General features: G+C 48.4%; 13 protein-coding genes and 1 other annotated feature. Of the genes, 12 read left to right on the plus strand and 1 reads right to left on the minus strand.

Going from position 1 to position 16263, the window contains the following annotated elements; all coding sequences use genetic code 11:
• The first annotated feature begins 85 nt into the window (after positions 1 to 85).
• Genes HP398_RS09360 through HP398_RS09370 form a run of 3 tightly spaced genes read left to right on the plus strand, consistent with a single transcriptional unit; the run spans position 86 to position 3565 of the window.
• On the plus strand, positions 86 to 1570 hold the full coding sequence (locus HP398_RS09360) for a LysM peptidoglycan-binding domain-containing protein (protein ID WP_017247520.1): 1485 nt from the start codon (positions 86 to 88) through the stop codon (positions 1568 to 1570).
• A gap of 14 nt (positions 1571 to 1584) precedes the next feature.
• A complete protein-coding gene (locus HP398_RS09365; RefSeq protein ID WP_173622448.1) occupies positions 1585 to 2583 on the plus strand; it encodes a phosphotransferase in 999 nt (332 codons plus the stop codon).
• Complete coding sequence (locus HP398_RS09370; RefSeq protein WP_017247522.1) at positions 2570 to 3565, plus strand: protein kinase family protein; 996 nt, start codon at positions 2570 to 2572, stop codon at positions 3563 to 3565. The genes HP398_RS09365 and HP398_RS09370 overlap by 14 nt, the downstream gene beginning before the upstream one ends.
• A 40-nt stretch (positions 3566 to 3605) precedes the next feature.
• Here HP398_RS09370 and HP398_RS09375 read toward each other — a convergent pair whose 3' ends face one another.
• Positions 3606 to 3788: a hypothetical protein gene (locus tag HP398_RS09375; RefSeq protein WP_007726679.1), complete on the minus strand. Its 183-nt coding sequence runs from the start codon at positions 3786 to 3788 to the stop codon at positions 3606 to 3608.
• A gap of 250 nt (positions 3789 to 4038) precedes the next feature.
• Between HP398_RS09375 and HP398_RS09380 the strand changes: the two genes are divergently transcribed.
• The 9 genes from HP398_RS09380 to HP398_RS09420 all read left to right on the plus strand — a co-directional run bounded on the left by HP398_RS09380 (position 4039) and on the right by HP398_RS09420 (position 16181).
• Positions 4039 to 5241, plus strand: coding sequence for a PP2C family protein-serine/threonine phosphatase (locus HP398_RS09380; RefSeq protein ID WP_173622449.1), 1203 nt, complete (start codon positions 4039 to 4041; stop codon positions 5239 to 5241).
• Between the two features lie 25 nt (positions 5242 to 5266).
• Positions 5267 to 6505 (plus strand): ATP-binding protein, encoded by a 1239-nt coding sequence (locus tag HP398_RS09385; RefSeq protein WP_017247524.1) that lies wholly within the window; start codon positions 5267 to 5269, stop codon positions 6503 to 6505.
• 107 nt (positions 6506 to 6612) lie between these two features.
• Positions 6613 to 6939, plus strand: coding sequence for an STAS domain-containing protein (locus tag HP398_RS09390; RefSeq protein ID WP_007726674.1), 327 nt, complete (start codon positions 6613 to 6615; stop codon positions 6937 to 6939).
• A gap of 59 nt (positions 6940 to 6998) precedes the next feature.
• Positions 6999 to 7240 (plus strand) — a binding site (T-box leader).
• A gap of 57 nt (positions 7241 to 7297) precedes the next feature.
• Complete coding sequence (locus HP398_RS09395) at positions 7298 to 9970, plus strand: valine--tRNA ligase (protein ID WP_017247526.1); 2673 nt, start codon at positions 7298 to 7300, stop codon at positions 9968 to 9970.
• 43 nt (positions 9971 to 10013) lie between these two features.
• Complete coding sequence (locus tag HP398_RS09400) at positions 10014 to 11387, plus strand: bifunctional folylpolyglutamate synthase/dihydrofolate synthase (RefSeq protein WP_173622450.1); 1374 nt, start codon at positions 10014 to 10016, stop codon at positions 11385 to 11387.
• Position 11388: 1 nt separating this feature from the next.
• The gene (murC, locus tag HP398_RS09405) at positions 11389 to 12771 is read left to right on the plus strand and encodes a UDP-N-acetylmuramate--L-alanine ligase (protein WP_017247528.1); all 1383 of its coding nucleotides are present in this window, start codon (positions 11389 to 11391) and stop codon (positions 12769 to 12771) included.
• A gap of 464 nt (positions 12772 to 13235) precedes the next feature.
• Positions 13236 to 14231 (plus strand): ketoacyl-ACP synthase III, encoded by a 996-nt coding sequence (locus HP398_RS09410; protein ID WP_173622451.1) that lies wholly within the window; start codon positions 13236 to 13238, stop codon positions 14229 to 14231.
• 105 nt (positions 14232 to 14336) lie between these two features.
• On the plus strand, positions 14337 to 14771 hold the full coding sequence (locus tag HP398_RS09415) for a prepilin peptidase (RefSeq protein ID WP_069850552.1): 435 nt from the start codon (positions 14337 to 14339) through the stop codon (positions 14769 to 14771).
• Positions 14772 to 14888: 117 nt separating this feature from the next.
• The gene (locus HP398_RS09420; protein WP_017247531.1) at positions 14889 to 16181 is read left to right on the plus strand and encodes a hypothetical protein; all 1293 of its coding nucleotides are present in this window, start codon (positions 14889 to 14891) and stop codon (positions 16179 to 16181) included.
• Positions 16182 to 16263 lie beyond the last annotated feature (82 nt).

The following is a 16263-nucleotide window of genomic DNA, read 5'->3' on the forward strand; positions in this document are numbered from 1 at the left end:
GTTTTTCCTTTTTTTTCGGTGCTAAACGGCTCGTCCTGTCCATATAGTATAGGGAAATGTCCTGCACTTGAAAGGAGGAGCACGAATGGCATTACAGGATGGGCAACTCTCTTTTGCCATCAAGGAGACCATTTTCCTCTCATCCGATAGAGCTGGAATAGGTGAATTGCAAGAGCTGGAATTGGTTCCAGATGTGGAAGTGTTGGAAAACGATTCCTACATCTCGATCACGGGTTGCTTGCAGTTAGTAGGGAAGTACGAGCCAATCAGGGAAGCCGCAGAAGCGACAGGCGGTGAAAGAGAATCGCTGGTTGAGGCCATGACTTTTACTCCCTTTCGCCAGGAAGCATCGGATCAAGCCTTTTATGGCTGGGAGGAACAGATTGGTCATCGCATTCCGTTGAACATCACCATTCCATTGGATCGGATTACCGAGATCGGAGACATCTACGCAATTGTGGACAGCTTTGACTATAAGCTAGAATCACCACATCAAATGCTAATCGATGCCGATCTGAAGATTTTGGGGATAGTCCTGGGGGATAGAGCTGAACAAGCAGAGCAGATCGAAACGCAAGCTGCCGGACCAGGCGAAGGAGCATGGGAATACACCTTCGCTGCTGGTGATGATGGGCAAGAATATACGGAGCAGACGTCCCTCGATGACATTGATCAAAAGCTGAGTGCGCTGGAGGAGGAATTGGAGCGTCAGGCATTGCCAGCATCCTATGAATCAACCGAATCTCCTTCCATGTTCGACACTCCGGCTATTGCTCAATCCAATGAGGATGAATACTACGAGCAATACGGTGATGTGCTGGAAGTGGCACAGTCCAATCCTCCAGAGTCCTGGGAGACTGCTTCTATTTCGTATGACTTAGATTCCCAACAATCTGCTTCGTACGATTCTTCTGTCGCCTATTCCGAGCAGTCAGTATTGGCTGATGAGCAAGAGCAGATGAGAGAAATAGCCGAAAAAGAACAAGAACATGAGGAGCCTGTACTGGCTATACACGATCAGCAGGCAATCGCATACCAGCAAGTTTCCAATGAATCTACTGGGGCGTCAGTCGAAGCAGAGTCGCAGGAAGCAGTGCAAGAAGCGGTGGAAGCCACTGTTGTTTCCGAGCAAGAACCTGAGCAAGAAGCAGAACCAGTCGTTGCACAACCAGAGGCTGCTGCGGAAGATGTAGAAGTGCGAGTGGCGATTTCAGGGAAACCCTCCTATGAAGAAAGAAGTCGAGTGAACATTACCTCCATCTTCTCACAAGCGAATCGTGCCAAACAGGAAGCGATGGCGTTGGAGGCGGAATCTTCATCTAGCTCTTCGAGACATGGATCTTCGGGAAATGTCAACGCTTCTACGATGGAGGCCATGCAAAATCTCACGTCGTTTGTCCGCAGAAAAGAAGAGCGATCGAGTCAGCTGAAAATGTGCATTATTCAGCGAGATGAGACGTTAGAGCATATTTCACAGCGATACTCCTTGCCTGTTTCCAAAATCGTGGAAGTAAACCGATTAGCTTCCGAGCAGCTAGTAGCAGGGCAGATTCTGTACATCCCACAATAGAGGAGTGGGGGACCGTGGATAAAATTGATCTCTCCGAGGTTTGCCAGCAATATCGGGCGCGCGTAATCCGAATTACGCCCCTAGAGGATTGCTATTTACTGGAGACAAACCGGGGCCCCAAAGAACTCCACGTTTGGCCGCGTGTAGATGTGATGCGCTGGTCGTTTGCCTGGCGCGAACGACTGGCTCGTCAGGGGTTTCGAGAAGTGGAGCGGTTTATTCGGACGAGAGACACCAAGCCATTTTTGATTTTGGGTAAACGCGGCGTTACCATGACCGACCATCACCGACAATTCGAAGACTATCAGCCCGGCCAGGACATTGCGAGGCAATGCGGACGCGTGATCGCGATGATGCATCAGTCTCAGCAGGAAAGTCCTTTACTGTCCGGAAGTGATTTACTCAAGCAGGAAAAACAGCAAGTAGAAGAAAAAGGAAGACGTGCCAAAGAGCTGGTCGAATCATTTCGAGCCAAATCTGGAAGGGATTCTAAAGAAAATCGTTGGGTATCGGAACTCATGACCCCTATGCTGCAACGAATGGACCGTTCCGCTGCGATGCTTGCCCATGAGCGAATTACTCCGGAGGCGGTTGCTGTATCCCATCGGGACCTTTTGCGTGACAACTGGGGAATGGTAAACGGGAAGCTGTACTTGAGAGGCTTTTTCCGGCCGATAATTTCAGTCCAGCAACGCGATGTTGCCACCTTTTTGCGCGATCATTTTTTAACCCATAAGGATCTGAAGCAGATTGACGCTTTTTTTGACGGCTATGAAGAAATCAAGCCACTCACCTATGGAAACTATTCGTTGATACTCGCCTTTATGGCTCGTCCTCGTGAAGTGTACAGAAGTATCGAATCGTATGTGAAGCGCGTATCGCTGGATCAAGAAGCGTCGATCGCTGGTATTGAGCACGCTTTGCAGAGCCAACAATCTGTTGACTTACTGCTTCGGCATATTGCAGAGCGGGCCGAGCGTTCGAGGAGGGAGGGAGTCTATGAGTCGGTATGATGACATTGCTCCTTTGTTCAAAGAGTATGACATGTATGCCCAGAGCATTGACGTTTTAAAGGAGCCAAATGTATTTAAGGCGACGACTCCCTACGGCTCCTTCGTATGCAAACGAGCGCAAATACCTGCTCAACGTCTTGTTTTCGTCAGCGATATGCTGCGTCAATTGCAGCACCGCGGATGGGATGGGGCCGTTCCTTTTACGTACACGAAATACGATGATCCATTTGTCCAACAGGGAAGCGCCGCCTTTTACGTAACCCCTTGGCAGCCAGGAAGTGAGGAATGGGCCGAGCAGCCTTTGGCTTGGGCGACTCCTGCTTTGGAGCGTATGGCGGAGCTTCATCATTTGACACAAAATTATCGCTACGATGATCCGAGACAGGTAGAGCCACTTGTCGACTCTTTGCTTAACCGTTGGCAATATTGGCAAGACCAAATGAATAAGGCGGCAACCCTTGCGCAGGAGCGCAAATATCCTTCCCCTTTTGACCTGGTGTTTTTGGCAAACAAGGAGTTTCTTGAGGAAATGGCTCAAACAGCGACAGACTTATTGACCGATTGGCGAGAGCGGCATGAGACGCACGCGCATTTTCGCCTATCGTTGATCCATGGTAACCCAAATCCTGAGCATGTTGTGCCAGATCGATCGGGAAAAGGACGGCTGCTTAATTTTGATCGTGCCAGCTTTGATACACCAGTGCGCGATTTGACACTATTTTATCGTACTTATTTTCAAATGGCGGGGGATGAGGTTGGGGCTTCTCAATTATTCCATCGCTACGCCGAGATTTTTCCGCTGCGACCGGAAGAAATTGAACTGATGGCTTCGTTTCTGTCCTACCCGGAGAGGATCATGAGGGACTTGGATATTTATTATCATCATCCCCGCGAGTGGAGCGAGTTTTACGCTGTCCAACGTTTTGAAAAAGATATGGACCGCCTGATGCGCCTGCATCGTTGGGTCCAGCAAGCCTTTTAATGAGCAACGTCTCACCGCGTGGGGCGTTGTTTTTCTTTTTTTATAACCATTCAAGAGAGATGGCAACATAGAGCATGGCTAGCAAACCGAGAAGGACGACATCAAAAGAGGTAGGAAATACAACGGTTCGGATAAACTGAAAAACCAACAGCGGAAAGAGCACCTGTTTGCATCCGTATTTGATCCGTAAATACGTGGGGTTATACTTCCAACGGAAATTCATCACAATCACCTCATTCCAGCATATGCGCGGCTACTTTGGACAGTGTCTACAACCTTGAGCAAATGCCTAAAACATTTTCATTGAAAGTAGATAGTGGTTTGAATGGTGTCTGAAAAGGGAAGGTGTAGGGCAGGAAGGCTAGGACGAAACGAATAAAGGTGATCACAATGTTTTTGAAAATTGCCATAACCCTTTTCGCAATTCCCGAAAGAAAGAATTATGCTAAAGTGTGTATGGGAGTGGCTCGGGGATGAATCATCAATTGGTCAAACTAATGGAATTAAAACAGAATTACGAGTATCTGGTGATGACCAGCAATGAGCAAAGCAAGCGCCAAGTCAATTACGAGAGCCTCATGCCATTTATAGAAGAGTTGGTTGATACGTGGTTCGTGAAGATGGACAAGCCTTGCTTCTTGTCGATCACGTTTGAATCGGCTCTAGGTGCTGTCTATTTTCGGATCGAGCGTGGCAACAAAGAGAGCGCAAAAGTGCAGCGCGAAGTAGAGGAGCGCATTGTTGTCTCGGAACAGTGTGACACCGCTCAAACACCGCGCTATGTCCGCTTGTTCGCCCAGAGTAACGTCAATGACCGTGAGCTAAAGGAACTGGAGAAATCTTTTTATGGGCTGCTCCTCGTGAACATTCGGGCGTTGATCCTCAGATGTCAACAGGACCAGTCATCAGGGCAGCGAGAAATCGAGATGGAGATGAAGCTGGCTAGACGTATGCAGTCGATGCTCATTCCCACAGAAGAGTTGCAGTTAACCAGTTTGCGAACAAGAACGGTTTACGTACCCGTCGATTATGTAGGCGGAGATTACATCGATTATAGACAAATCAATGATCGCTACACCTGTTTTATTATTGCGGATGTGTCTGGGCACGGTTTTTTGGCTAGTATTTGGGCAACGGGGATTAGGATTGCTGTACGGCAGGTTTTGCAGTCCAGCTATTCGCCGGATGAGATTTTGGAAAGACTCAATCAGTTGCTTTATGCTGATTTAGTAAAAACTCGTTCTTACATTACGATGCTGGTTGCTGTCTATGATGAGATGGAACACAAAATTCGATTTGGCAGGGCAGGACATCCACAGCCTTTTTATTTGTCCAAGTCGAATCAAACCATTTTAGCTAGCAAGGGTGGGGTCGGCCTAGGGCTTTTGCCCGATAGCACGTATCAAATGGAGGAGGTACCCTTAGAAGAAGAGGGCATGCTATTGCTCTACACAGATGGTTTGCTGGATACAGGGAGAAAAGAAGTATCTCGAGGCAGCAGGCATTGGCTAGAAGAACTATCCTCCTTATTAAATATGTCTGGTGAAAGTAAGCAGGAATCGATGAATCGAGTTGAGGCCTACTTAATGGGGATAACACAGCAGCGAAACCAAACGGATGATATTTCTGTGTTGATTCTTCAATTTGAGCCTGAAGAGAGTATAGCCCTCGTGTAGTTGCGCGTGAATAGGAGGATGAACTGTGATTTTGTGTGAGCGTTGTCCGGACAATCCCACTTGTGATAATTGCCTTGTCGCGCTACGTTCTGGCGGTGCAGCGAACAAAGTAGTTCCGCCCCGCACTGTAAAGGTGACGAACCTAGCGACGATGGAATCGTTCCAGGCGAAGCTGGTAGCAGTGAGCCGGACGACCATTGGGTTAAGCAGTTCTGATCATGATTTGCACGGACGCATAGAAATAGAGCTCGCCTATGATTTCCGAATTATCGGTAGCGGATTGCGCGGTATAGCAGGTGATCCGTACTACATTATCGATATCGAAAAAGTTTTGCGACGGGAAGATGTTCTGGAGCGATTGCTTCTGGAAGAATTTCATACATGGCACATGAGTGGCGAATTGGACCCGGCAGACGTCTTGTTACATTGGAAGGATCGAGACGACGAGCGGGGGCGATTAATAAAGCAAGAGATTCAGAAGTTATCCATACTGCGTCAGATCGAGACCGTTTTCCTCTATCTTTACGATGAAGGGAAAGTGCGTCCGTTGGGTGACGTTCGTGCGAGTTTGGAAGTAGAGCGAGAAATGCAACGACTGGTCGAAGATGTGGCTGGATCGGGTGGTCCTGTAAGGGAGCAAATTGTCACCTCTGATGGCACAAAGGTCTTTGAATTATACACATCTGTATTGCCAGATCGGACCTGTGGAATGGCTTTGATCGATGTCACTGCCGTTATTGCAGAAGAAAGAAAACGCAAAAGACGGGAATGGGAGATCTACAGAGATATTCTGGGTGTGGTCACAGAAGGTAAGCTATTGTTGCTAAGTGATGAAGAATTATTTTTCTTGCTTCGGGAAGGGCATAAGCTCTTGGCAATCGACATCCGCTTACCGGAGCAGCTGGCAGAACTGCGTAAATTGTTCAAGCAAGCTTTGGAACCACAAGGCATTTCTGATAAGCGCTTGCTACAGTTTCTCGTTGCGGTCAACGAAGCTGCTTCCAATACGTTGAAGCACGGAAATGGCGGTGTGGTCACGCTATACCTATCGAATGACAGGCAGATGTGTCGGGCTGTGATCCATGATGAAGGACAAGGAATTTTGCTCGAGGATATCCCGCGAGCTACCCTACAGCAAGGATTTTCTACGCGCCACTCGCTTGGGGCCGGTTTTCACGTGATCCTGCAATACTGTGATCGTGTTTATTTAAGTAGCTCCCTGGCAGGTACAAAGCTGATTTTAGAATGTATCCTTTCGCGTTAAGCTACGATTTCCCAAAAGCCAAATGTTTGCAAGTGAATGAAAATGGGTAATATAGTAAAAGGACGAGCAGATTGGGTGTACCGATACCTATTGAGAGGAGTTTGAGCATGGACTACCGCGCAACAGAGGCGAACGGACAGGCTACATTGTTTTTCGTCGGAGAGTTGGACATGGCTGTAGGAGATCGAGTAGGTGAATTGCTCCAACAGTATGGAGGGCGAAATCAATCCGTTACCGTCGATTTTCAAGGTGTCTCCTTTGTAGATTCTTCCGGTATTGGAAGCCTGTTTTTTACCACGAAAGAACTGTTGGCCATGGGCAAACAGGTAGAAATCGTCAATGTCCGAGAAGAAATTCTCGATATTTTGGGCGTGCTCGGTTTTACCGAAGCACTGGGCATTGCAGTTGGAAAAGTGGGCGAAACCCGGGTTTGACGCCAAACAGCGTGATTGTATATAATAGTGAAAAGCTAATCATACGACAACTACATACGATATGAACGATGAGTGGGAAGAGTAAGTCAGGACGCCTTAGCAGAGAGGAGAATCAGTTGCTGCGAGATTCTCTAAGGTTATGAATGGCTGAAGGTCGCCCAGGAGTTTTTTCGGTGAAAGCATGTGCCTAGCCGAGACCGGTTCGCAACCGTTATCTTGTCAGAGTGAACACGCCATAAGCATGACGTTTATCGTGTGTTAACAAAGGTGGTACCGCGAAAATAATCCTTTCGTCCTTTGCGATGAAGGGTTTTTTTATTTTTTGCAAAGAAAGTTATGCTAATAGGAGGAGTCGTACATGTCTACACAGCCAACAACCGACATCGACCAATTGCTGCCGAAAAACTATGATCCAAAGGCAGCAGAGAACAAATGGTATCCGTATTGGATCGAAAAACAATTTTTCAAGGCAGAACGTGACCCGAATAAACGTCCGTTTACGATTGTCATTCCACCGCCGAACGTAACTGGTAAATTGCACTTGGGCCACGCGCTGGATACGACTTTGCAAGATATCATTACGCGTACCAAGCGTATGCAAGGCTACAGCGCCTTGTTCTTGCCAGGTATGGACCACGCCGGTATCGCAACCCAAGCGCGGGTAGAGGCTACCTTGCGAGAAGAAGGCATCTCTCGTCATGATCTGGGCCGCGAAAAATTCGTGGAAAAAGTATGGGAGTGGAAGCACATTTACGCTTCACATATTCGTGAGCAGTGGGAAACGCTCGGTCTTGCCCTAGATTACTCCCGCGAGCGTTTTACGATGGATGAAGGCTTGTCCCAAGCTGTACGCGAAGTATTTGTTCGCCTCTACGAAAAAGGCTTGATCTATCGCGGTAACCGTATCATTAACTGGGACCCTGCAGCCCGCACGGCTCTATCCGATATTGAAGTAATCTACAAGGAAGTAAAAGGTGCGCTGCATCACATGCGTTACCCATTGGCAGATGGCACCGGTTATATCGAAGTAGCTACAACCCGTCCGGAAACGATGCTCGGTGATACGGCTGTAGCAGTACATCCGGAAGATGAGCGTTACAAAGACATGATCGGGAAAACCGTGATTTTGCCAATCGTAGGACGCGAAATTCCAATCGTCGCTGATGACTACGTTGATCCTGAGTTTGGTTCTGGCGCTGTAAAAATTACGCCAGCACACGATCCGAATGACTTTGAATTGGGTCTTCGTCATCAGTTGCCACAAATCGTTGTCATGGATGAGACAGGCACGATGAACGAACTGGCTGGTATCTACAATGGCTTGGATCGCTTTGTATGCCGGAAGCAAATCATCAAAGATTTGACTGAGCAAGGTGTTATGTTCAAGGTTGAGGAGCATATCCATCAGGTTGGACATAGTGAGCGAAGCGATGCAGTCGTAGAACCATACCTTTCTACCCAATGGTTCATAAAAATGCAGCCTTTGGCTGACGAAGCACTGGCGAATGCAAATAGCCCTGAAAGTGTGAAATTCGTCCCAGACCGCTTCAAGACGAACTACCTGCGTTGGATTGAAAACATCCGCGACTGGTGCATCTCCCGTCAGCTTTGGTGGGGCCACCGAATTCCTGCATGGTATTGCGGAGATTGTAACGAAACGATTGTATCTCGCGCGGATGTGACTGAGTGCCCAAGCTGCCACAGCCACAAGCTGGAGCAGGACAACGACGTTCTCGATACATGGTTCTCCGCTGGTCTATGGCCGTTCTCGACTCTGGGCTGGCCGGAAGAATCCGAGGACATGAAGTACTTCTATCCAACGAATGTCCTGGTAACAGGCTACGATATCATCTTCTTCTGGGTTGCTCGGATGATGTTCTCAGGTCTTGAATTTACTGGGAAAAGTCCGTTTGAATCCGTCTTGATTCACGGCATTATTCGTGACTCTGAGGGCCGCAAAATGTCCAAATCACTTGGTAACGGTGTCGATCCGATGGAAGTGATTGAGAAGTACGGAGCGGATGCACTGCGATACACACTGGCGACAGGGAATTCCCCAGGGAATGACCAACGCTTCTATTGGGAAAAGGTGGAGGCAAACCGCAACTTCGCGAACAAGATTTGGAACGCGTCTCGTTTTGCCTTGATGAACCTGGCTGACTTCAAATACGAGGAAATCGATTTGAGCGGTGAGCTGTCTACACCAGACAAATGGATTCTCTCCCGCCTGCAAGCGACAATCGCAGATGTAACCCGTCTGTCTGACGCATTTGAATTCGGTGAAGCAGGTCGTGTGCTTTACAACTTCATTTGGGATGACCTGTGTGACTGGTATATCGAGATGGCGAAGCTGCCGCTGTACGGTACAGATGAAGCGGCGAAGAAAACAACCCAATCCGTTCTGGTGACGGTTCTGGATCAAACGCTCAAGCTGTTGCATCCGTTCATGCCGTTCATCACGGAGGAAATCTGGCAGGCATTGCCACACCAAGGCGAGAGCATCACAGTAGCACCTTGGCCAACTGTTAACGAGCAATGGATTTTTGCTGAAGCAGAAAGCGAAATGAACCAATTGATGGATATCATCCGCAGCGTACGCAACATCCGTGCAGAAGTAAACGTACCGATGTCCAAAAAAATTGAGCTCTTGATCAAGCCAAGCGATGCATTGTCCGCTGAGCGCCTGACACGCGGTGAACACTACCTCGCCCGTTTCTGCAACCCTGAGCGTCTGGAAATCAGCCTGAATCTGGCTACGCCTGATAAAGCGATGTCTGCTGTGATCACGGGAGCAGAATTGTTCCTTCCACTGGCAGGCTTGATCGATATCGAGCAAGAGCTGAAGCGCCTGGAAAAAGAAGTGGCGACACTCAACGACGAAGTGGAGCGCATTGAGAAAAAGCTCAACAATGCTGGATTTATGGCCAAGGCACCTGAAAAAGTAGTCGCAGAGGAAAAAGCGAAGATGGCAGACTACATGGATAAGCGGGATAAAGTGATTACACGACTTGCCGAATTGAAGGGCGAATGATCCGCCATACCATCGCATATTTTTGAGAATGGAGCATTGTGGTATGCAAGCAGAAGAAGGGTTTGTAGAATACACGCAAGCGCTCGACTGGCTGCATGGACTGCTCAGGTTCGGTCAACGGCCGGGGCTTGAGAGAATGCAGTGGGTTTTGGAGCAAGTAGGAAATCCTGAGCGGAGAATCCCATTTATTCATGTGGCTGGCACCAATGGAAAAGGTTCAACCTGCGCATTCCTGACGCAAATGCTGATGGAAGCGGGATATAGTGTAGGTACATTTACCTCCCCTTATTTGGTTGATTTCCGTGAGCGCATCCGTTTCAACGGCAGCATGATCGCGGAAGAAGATCTATTGCAGCTGGTAAATGAGGTTAAGGTATGGGTGCAACGATGCGAACAAGAAACAGAGTTCGGTTCCCCTACCGAATTTGAAGTGATTACGCTGATCGCCATTCTTTATTTTTCAAGAGTGGCGAGACCAGCGGTAGTCGTATGGGAAACAGGACTAGGCGGGCGATTGGATTCGACGAACGTCGTCCTTCCGCTCGTTTCGGTCATCACGAATATCGGCATGGACCATACACAAGTGTTGGGAGATAGCTTGGAAGATATTGCCCGGGAAAAAGCGGGGATTATCAAGCCGGGTGTTCCTGTAGTCACAGGTGAGGTTAGGCCAGAACTTCTCGAGGTTTTTGAGGAGCGCGCGAGACAAACAAAGAGTACGCTATACCATATAGGTGAACATTTCCAGGCAGAGCAGGTAGAGGAGCAGTTGAATGACCAACAGTTTCGTTACAAAAGCATTCACCGTCGTGCAGAAGCATCCTACCGTCTCACCATGAATGGTATTCACCAAACAACCAATGCAGCCGTTGCTTTGATGACCATTGATATCCTGCGGAATTACTTCTCTTTCTTGCTGGAGGAAGAAGAAATATCTCGTGGTTTGCAACAAACGCGTTGGCCTGGTCGTCTAGAAGTCATCTCTCCAAGACCAATGGTTATCTTGGATGGGGCACACAATCAGGAAGGAATGGAGGCGCTTGTAAGCAGTCTGGATCGGTTGTTGCCGGACGGAGTACAGTTGCATTTGCTCTTTTCTGGATTGGCAGATAAGCCGCTTGCCAAAATGGCAGAGTCGCTCGCACCAGTAAAGTCAAAAATCAAAAAGCTGCATGTGACGACCTTTGACTTCCCGCGTGCAGCCGAAGCCAATAGCTTACAAGAGTCGTTTTTAGCCGGTGGCTGGGAGCAAGAGTTTCTCGATGCAGTCCCAGACTGGCGGGCGTTTCTCCTTTCTTGGATGCGGGAGAAGCAATTAGCGAAGGCGGATGACTGGTTGGTCGTCTGCGGTTCGCTCTACTTCATCGCCCAAGTACGCGCATTCTTTCCCACTATAGTAGAAGAGGCAGGTGAATAGGGTGGATCAGGCCCAACACGTCCACTTTGTGGGCATCGGCGGTTATGGCATGAGTGCCATTGCCCGCGTCTTGATCGACCTTGGATACAAGGTAACCGGCTCCGATGTCGCCATGAATGATTTGGCGAAAAAGCTGGAAGCAAGAGGGGCGGTCATTCATATTGGCCATAATGCTGCCCACGTGGAGGGAGCAGACAGCATCGTATACTCCACCAGTATTTCCAAAGACAATCCTGAGGTGATCGCAGGTCAAACATTAGGGATTCCGGTCATGCACCGTTCCCAAATGCTTGCTCGCATATTGAATGAACGCACAGGAGTAGCTGTAGCTGGAGCACACGGCAAGACGACTACGACATCAATGATCTCTCACGTGCTGGAAGAGTGCGGTGTAGACCCGACTTTCATCATCGGCGGTGAATTGATGAGTGCTGGTACCAATGCAAAGGCAGGTACCAGTGACTATGTGATTGCCGAGGCAGACGAGAGCGACGGTTCCTTTTTGGAATACAGACCGATGTATGAAATTGTGACGAGCATTGAACCAGATCATCTGGAGCATTTCGATGGCGACTTCAACAATTTGAAACAGGCGTATGTCCAGTTCTTGAGCCATCTCAAACCGGATGGAAAAGCAATCCTGTGCATCGATGATCCAATCGTGCGCGAAGTCATGCCATCTGTTGAAAAAACGGTCGTGACATATGCAGTCGATCCGAATTTTACAGCGCAAGCGGGGTTTTCTGCCGTTTCAATTGAATGTGGTGATCGTTGCAGCAAGTGCCAAATTTATCGTCAAAATGAGCTCTTGGGTGAATTATGCCTCTCGGTTCCAGGCAAGCATAATATTGCGAATGCACTGGCTGCGATCATTGTTTGCCTGGATGCTGGCCTTTCTTTTGATAAAATTGCTAAGGCACTGTCTACCTTTAGCGGTGCCAAGCGCAGATTTCAAATTATCGGGGATGCACGAGGCGTCCTAGTCGTAGACGACTACGCGCATCATCCGACGGAAATTATCGCTACACTAAGCGGGGCAAGGGCATCGGGCAGACGTGTAATCGCTGTTTTTCAGCCACAACGCTACACACGCACGTATTTCCTCATGGATGAATTCAGCCGTGCCTTTGCAGAAGCAGACGAAGTGATTATCACAGATATCTACTCTCCAGCCGGAGAAGAAAAAATCGAAGGAGTCACCTCCGAGGTTCTGGTGCAAAAAATCCGCACCAACAGCCACCCGCGTGCGCAGTACATTCCGACAAAGGAACAAATGCAAGAGCATGTCTTCAAAGGATTGCAAGAGGGCGATCTCGTGTTGACTATGGGTGCAGGAGATATCTGGAAATCTGCTTATTGGCTGGCTGAAAAGCTAGAAAAATAACGGATAGAGGCATATGAAGACTTGGAACCTACGGGTTTCAAGTCTTTTTATTTACTATCGGAAAGCTTTGGTATAATACTGCTAAGAATGATCTACCTAAAGGTTTTAAGAGGTATCGATAAACGAACAATGCTGGTGAGAAAAAAAGCACAGGGCTCGTAGACCTTGACAACGCCTACCCAGTCGGAACTACAAAAAGGGGACCACGCTTGTCGAACCCTTCTCCCTTGAGAAACTTCCGCCCGTAGGGTGGCTTTGGCTCGACGGTCCCCGTTTTGTAGTGGAGACGGCCAGTGAATCCCCCTGTTGGCGTGTCAGAGTCGAAGAGAACTGTGCTTTTTCTTCTCCTCCACTATGTTGACTGAATCCAAAATATCCTTCATAGATTTTTTAATCAAAAATTAGTACCAGATACTAATATCTAGTGTTATAATCAGATCATAAAAACGGAAGGTGATGATCCGATGATGACAATGGCAACCCCCTTCAAGTCGCGAATTACCGCTATCGGTACGTATGTGCCGAGTCGCGTTCTTACCAATACAGATATGGAAAAACTAGTGGAGACATCGAATGAGTGGATTTTACAACGAACAGGTATTCATGAGCGGCGTATGGCAAGGGAAGATGAATTTACCAGTGATCTGGCCATCGCTGCTATCCAAGATTTGATCGAAAACTATAAGAAGGATATCCGTGATGTCGATATGATTGTGGTGGCGACCAGTACGCCAGACTATCCATTTCCAAGTGTCGCAAGCCAAATCCAGGCGCATTTTCAAGTCGAGCAGGCAGGAGCCATGGATCTCTCCGCTACCTGTGCAGGATTTACGTATGCGCTCCATATGGCAAATGCGCTTATCAGCTCGGGCTTGCATCGCAAAGTGTTGGTAGTAGGTGCAGAAACGTTAACAAAAGTAACGGATTATACGGATCGTACGACGTGCATCCTGTTTGGGGACGGAGCAGGTGCCGTACTGCTTGAGCAGGACTCTACAGCTCCCGGTTTTTTGTCCGCCTATTTAGGCTCAAAGGGGGATGGTGGGATTCATGTATACCGATCGGGCTTGTCAACACATATGGACGGACGAGAATTGAGCGGGAATGGATGCATGGTTCAAAACGGGAGAGAAGTGTACAAGTGGGCTGTAACAACTGTTCCAAAGGGGATGCAGGAGGTAGTGAGCCGGGCGGGGAAAACGCTAGAAGATGTCGACTGGTTCATCCCGCACAGTGCCAATTTGCGCATGATCGAATCCATTTGCGAGAAGAGTCAGTTCCCTCTCGAAAAGACATTGTACAGTCTGACACATTACGGCAACACATCAGCGGCTACCATTCCATTGTCGCTCGCCTTGGGGATCAAGGAAGGCAAAGTAAAGGCAGGGGATACGATCCTGTTGTATGGGTTTGGCGGTGGTCTCGTCCACGCTGGCCTTTTGTTCACTTGGAATCCGTAAAACATGTTTATAAATCGAGAGACTGTCCAGAACATTCTGGGCAGTTTTTTTGTCCCAGGAATGAAAGGTATTCTTAAGGACAGTTTTCGACTGGGGGAAGAAGAAATGGCCAACGCTGTGATATTATTCGGACTCTGCCTTTACCTCTCGTGGATAGATTTTCGTTATAAACGAATACCCAATCGTGCATTAGGTGCAGGGTTTGTACTGATTTCTATTATGGAGTATGTTCTCTCTTCTCCTAGGGAATGGCTGATGGCTGGACTCTTTGCGATTCTCAGTTTACTGGTATTTGGATGGATCAGCTGGCACAGGCCGCTTGCGCTTGGGATGGGGGATGTGAAGCTGTTCGCGCTAGTCTGCTATGGACTTGGGGTCCGCGATTTTGTTCTCGTTCTTACGATTGCGAGCTTGGCAGCTTTTCTCGTCTCTCTCGTTTTGTTGCTGATACGAAAAGTAAGTATCAAATGCGAAGTGCCGTTTGCTCCTTTTGTGACGATTGGCTTAGCTGTGATTTTGTATATGAGCAAAACCTCTTGAAATAGCATGGTGAATAGTAGTAGAAACAAATTTAATAGAATCACTAGATAGAAGTCATAACCCGTCCGAGCAAAACGTATGCTAGTACAAAGAGCCTGTGGCTAGGAGGGCAAGCGTATGAGCGGACAAAATAAAAATCGTGTGACGGTCAAAATGAACGGAAGGTTCTGGGATGAAAAGCGGGACGACACCCCAAAGGAAGCAAGTAGAAAGCGCACTCCAAAGGATGATACGCCACGCGTTCGTTTCCAAGCACCTCCCTTGCTGTTTACTGACCCGTTGAAGGAGAAGGGCAACGAAGCATGGGAACGGATGATGCAGCTACGTGGATCTGCCACGAAAGAAACGAAGCCGAATGTTGAATTCGATCAGACGACAAACGACTCCTATGAATCCGATTATTCCTTCGAGGATACCGAAGAGAAGGGATACAGGAGTAGTCCGGTGAGTCGGCTTGCTACGTTATGGCCAAAGGGGCCCTTTTGGCGCACGACTTTAACAACAGGCGGGGCTGTAGCAATTGGCCTCTTGTTCGGATTTCTTGTTTTGACAGTCTTTTCCCAAAAGGAGTTTTCTGAGTCATACGGAAATGTTCTGAGTGAAACGGTTCAGACACTGACCGCACCAGGTGCAGGCACTGAACAAACGGCTGGGAAAAATGGCGTGACAGGTCCGGCTTCGCCTAATGAAAGCCAGCCAACACAAGAGACGCCGACGAATGGCAATGCAGTGGGTCAAAAAGCGATAGCTTTACAACTGCCAGCCGTAAACATGTACGTTGCACAGGCAGGAGTATTCCAGCCGGATGCGTCGCCGCAAACAGCTGTAGAACCACTGGAGAAAGCGGGGATTCCTCATTTGCTTTATAAGGACGCAAGCAAGCAGTACATGTTCGCTGCCGCTGCTCCTACAAGAGATGCTGTGCTAGGCTTTGCCGCCAGCCTGAAAAACAAAGGTATGGATATATACGTCAAAGAATTTTCCTTTCCCGCTTTTGAAGGGTCTGTCCCTGTCGGAAAAGCCGCTAACGCATCTGGTGACCCTAACGTGAAGGCCTTTTTCACCCACGGAGTCAAACTCGTCCAAACACTTTCGGCACAATCAGGGCTGATTATTACGACGGGTCAACTATCGCCAACGGCAAAAGAAACGGCAGAATTAAAAGAAATTCACCGCCAATTTCTGGAGGAAAGCCGTAAAATGGAAGCCAAGGAAGCCTGGAAGCCACTGCTAGATGGGATGGTAAATGGGGTGAATCAAGCGCTGGCAGCCAGGGACAAAATGGCAGAAGCAAGCGCAGGCAAAAAGGTGGAAAGCGCCGAATCCTATGCGTGGCAAGTACAGGCGGGTGTTCTTGCCTTTTTCGAGAGCTACGCAAGTTGGATGCAAAATGCACGTTCATCCACATAAATGCATGTTTATATGGTCTTCCGCAAGGTTTTCTTGCAGGAGGCCTTTTCTTTCTATACAGTAACTACCAAGAGCAATCAGG

Source organism: Brevibacillus sp. HB1.4B (assembly GCF_013284285.1).
GTDB lineage: Bacteria > Bacillota > Bacilli > Brevibacillales > Brevibacillaceae > Brevibacillus > Brevibacillus porteri.

Coding starts and splice junctions, on each gene's coding strand:
- HP398_RS09360 (WP_017247520.1), top strand. CDS start 86: ATGGCATTACAGGATGGGCAACTCTCTTTTGCCATCAAGGAGACCATT.
- HP398_RS09370 (WP_017247522.1), top strand. CDS start 2,570: ATGAGTCGGTATGATGACATTGCTCCTTTGTTCAAAGAGTATGACATG.
- HP398_RS09375 (WP_007726679.1), bottom strand. CDS start 3,788: ATGAATTTCCGTTGGAAGTATAACCCCACGTATTTACGGATCAAATAC.
- HP398_RS09380 (WP_173622449.1), top strand. CDS start 4,039: ATGAATCATCAATTGGTCAAACTAATGGAATTAAAACAGAATTACGAG.
- HP398_RS09390 (WP_007726674.1), top strand. CDS start 6,613: ATGGACTACCGCGCAACAGAGGCGAACGGACAGGCTACATTGTTTTTC.
- HP398_RS09395 (WP_017247526.1), top strand. CDS start 7,298: ATGTCTACACAGCCAACAACCGACATCGACCAATTGCTGCCGAAAAAC.
- HP398_RS09400 (WP_173622450.1), top strand. CDS start 10,014: ATGCAAGCAGAAGAAGGGTTTGTAGAATACACGCAAGCGCTCGACTGG.
- HP398_RS09410 (WP_173622451.1), top strand. CDS start 13,236: ATGATGACAATGGCAACCCCCTTCAAGTCGCGAATTACCGCTATCGGT.
- HP398_RS09415 (WP_069850552.1), top strand. CDS start 14,337: ATGGCCAACGCTGTGATATTATTCGGACTCTGCCTTTACCTCTCGTGG.
- HP398_RS09420 (WP_017247531.1), top strand. CDS start 14,889: ATGAGCGGACAAAATAAAAATCGTGTGACGGTCAAAATGAACGGAAGG.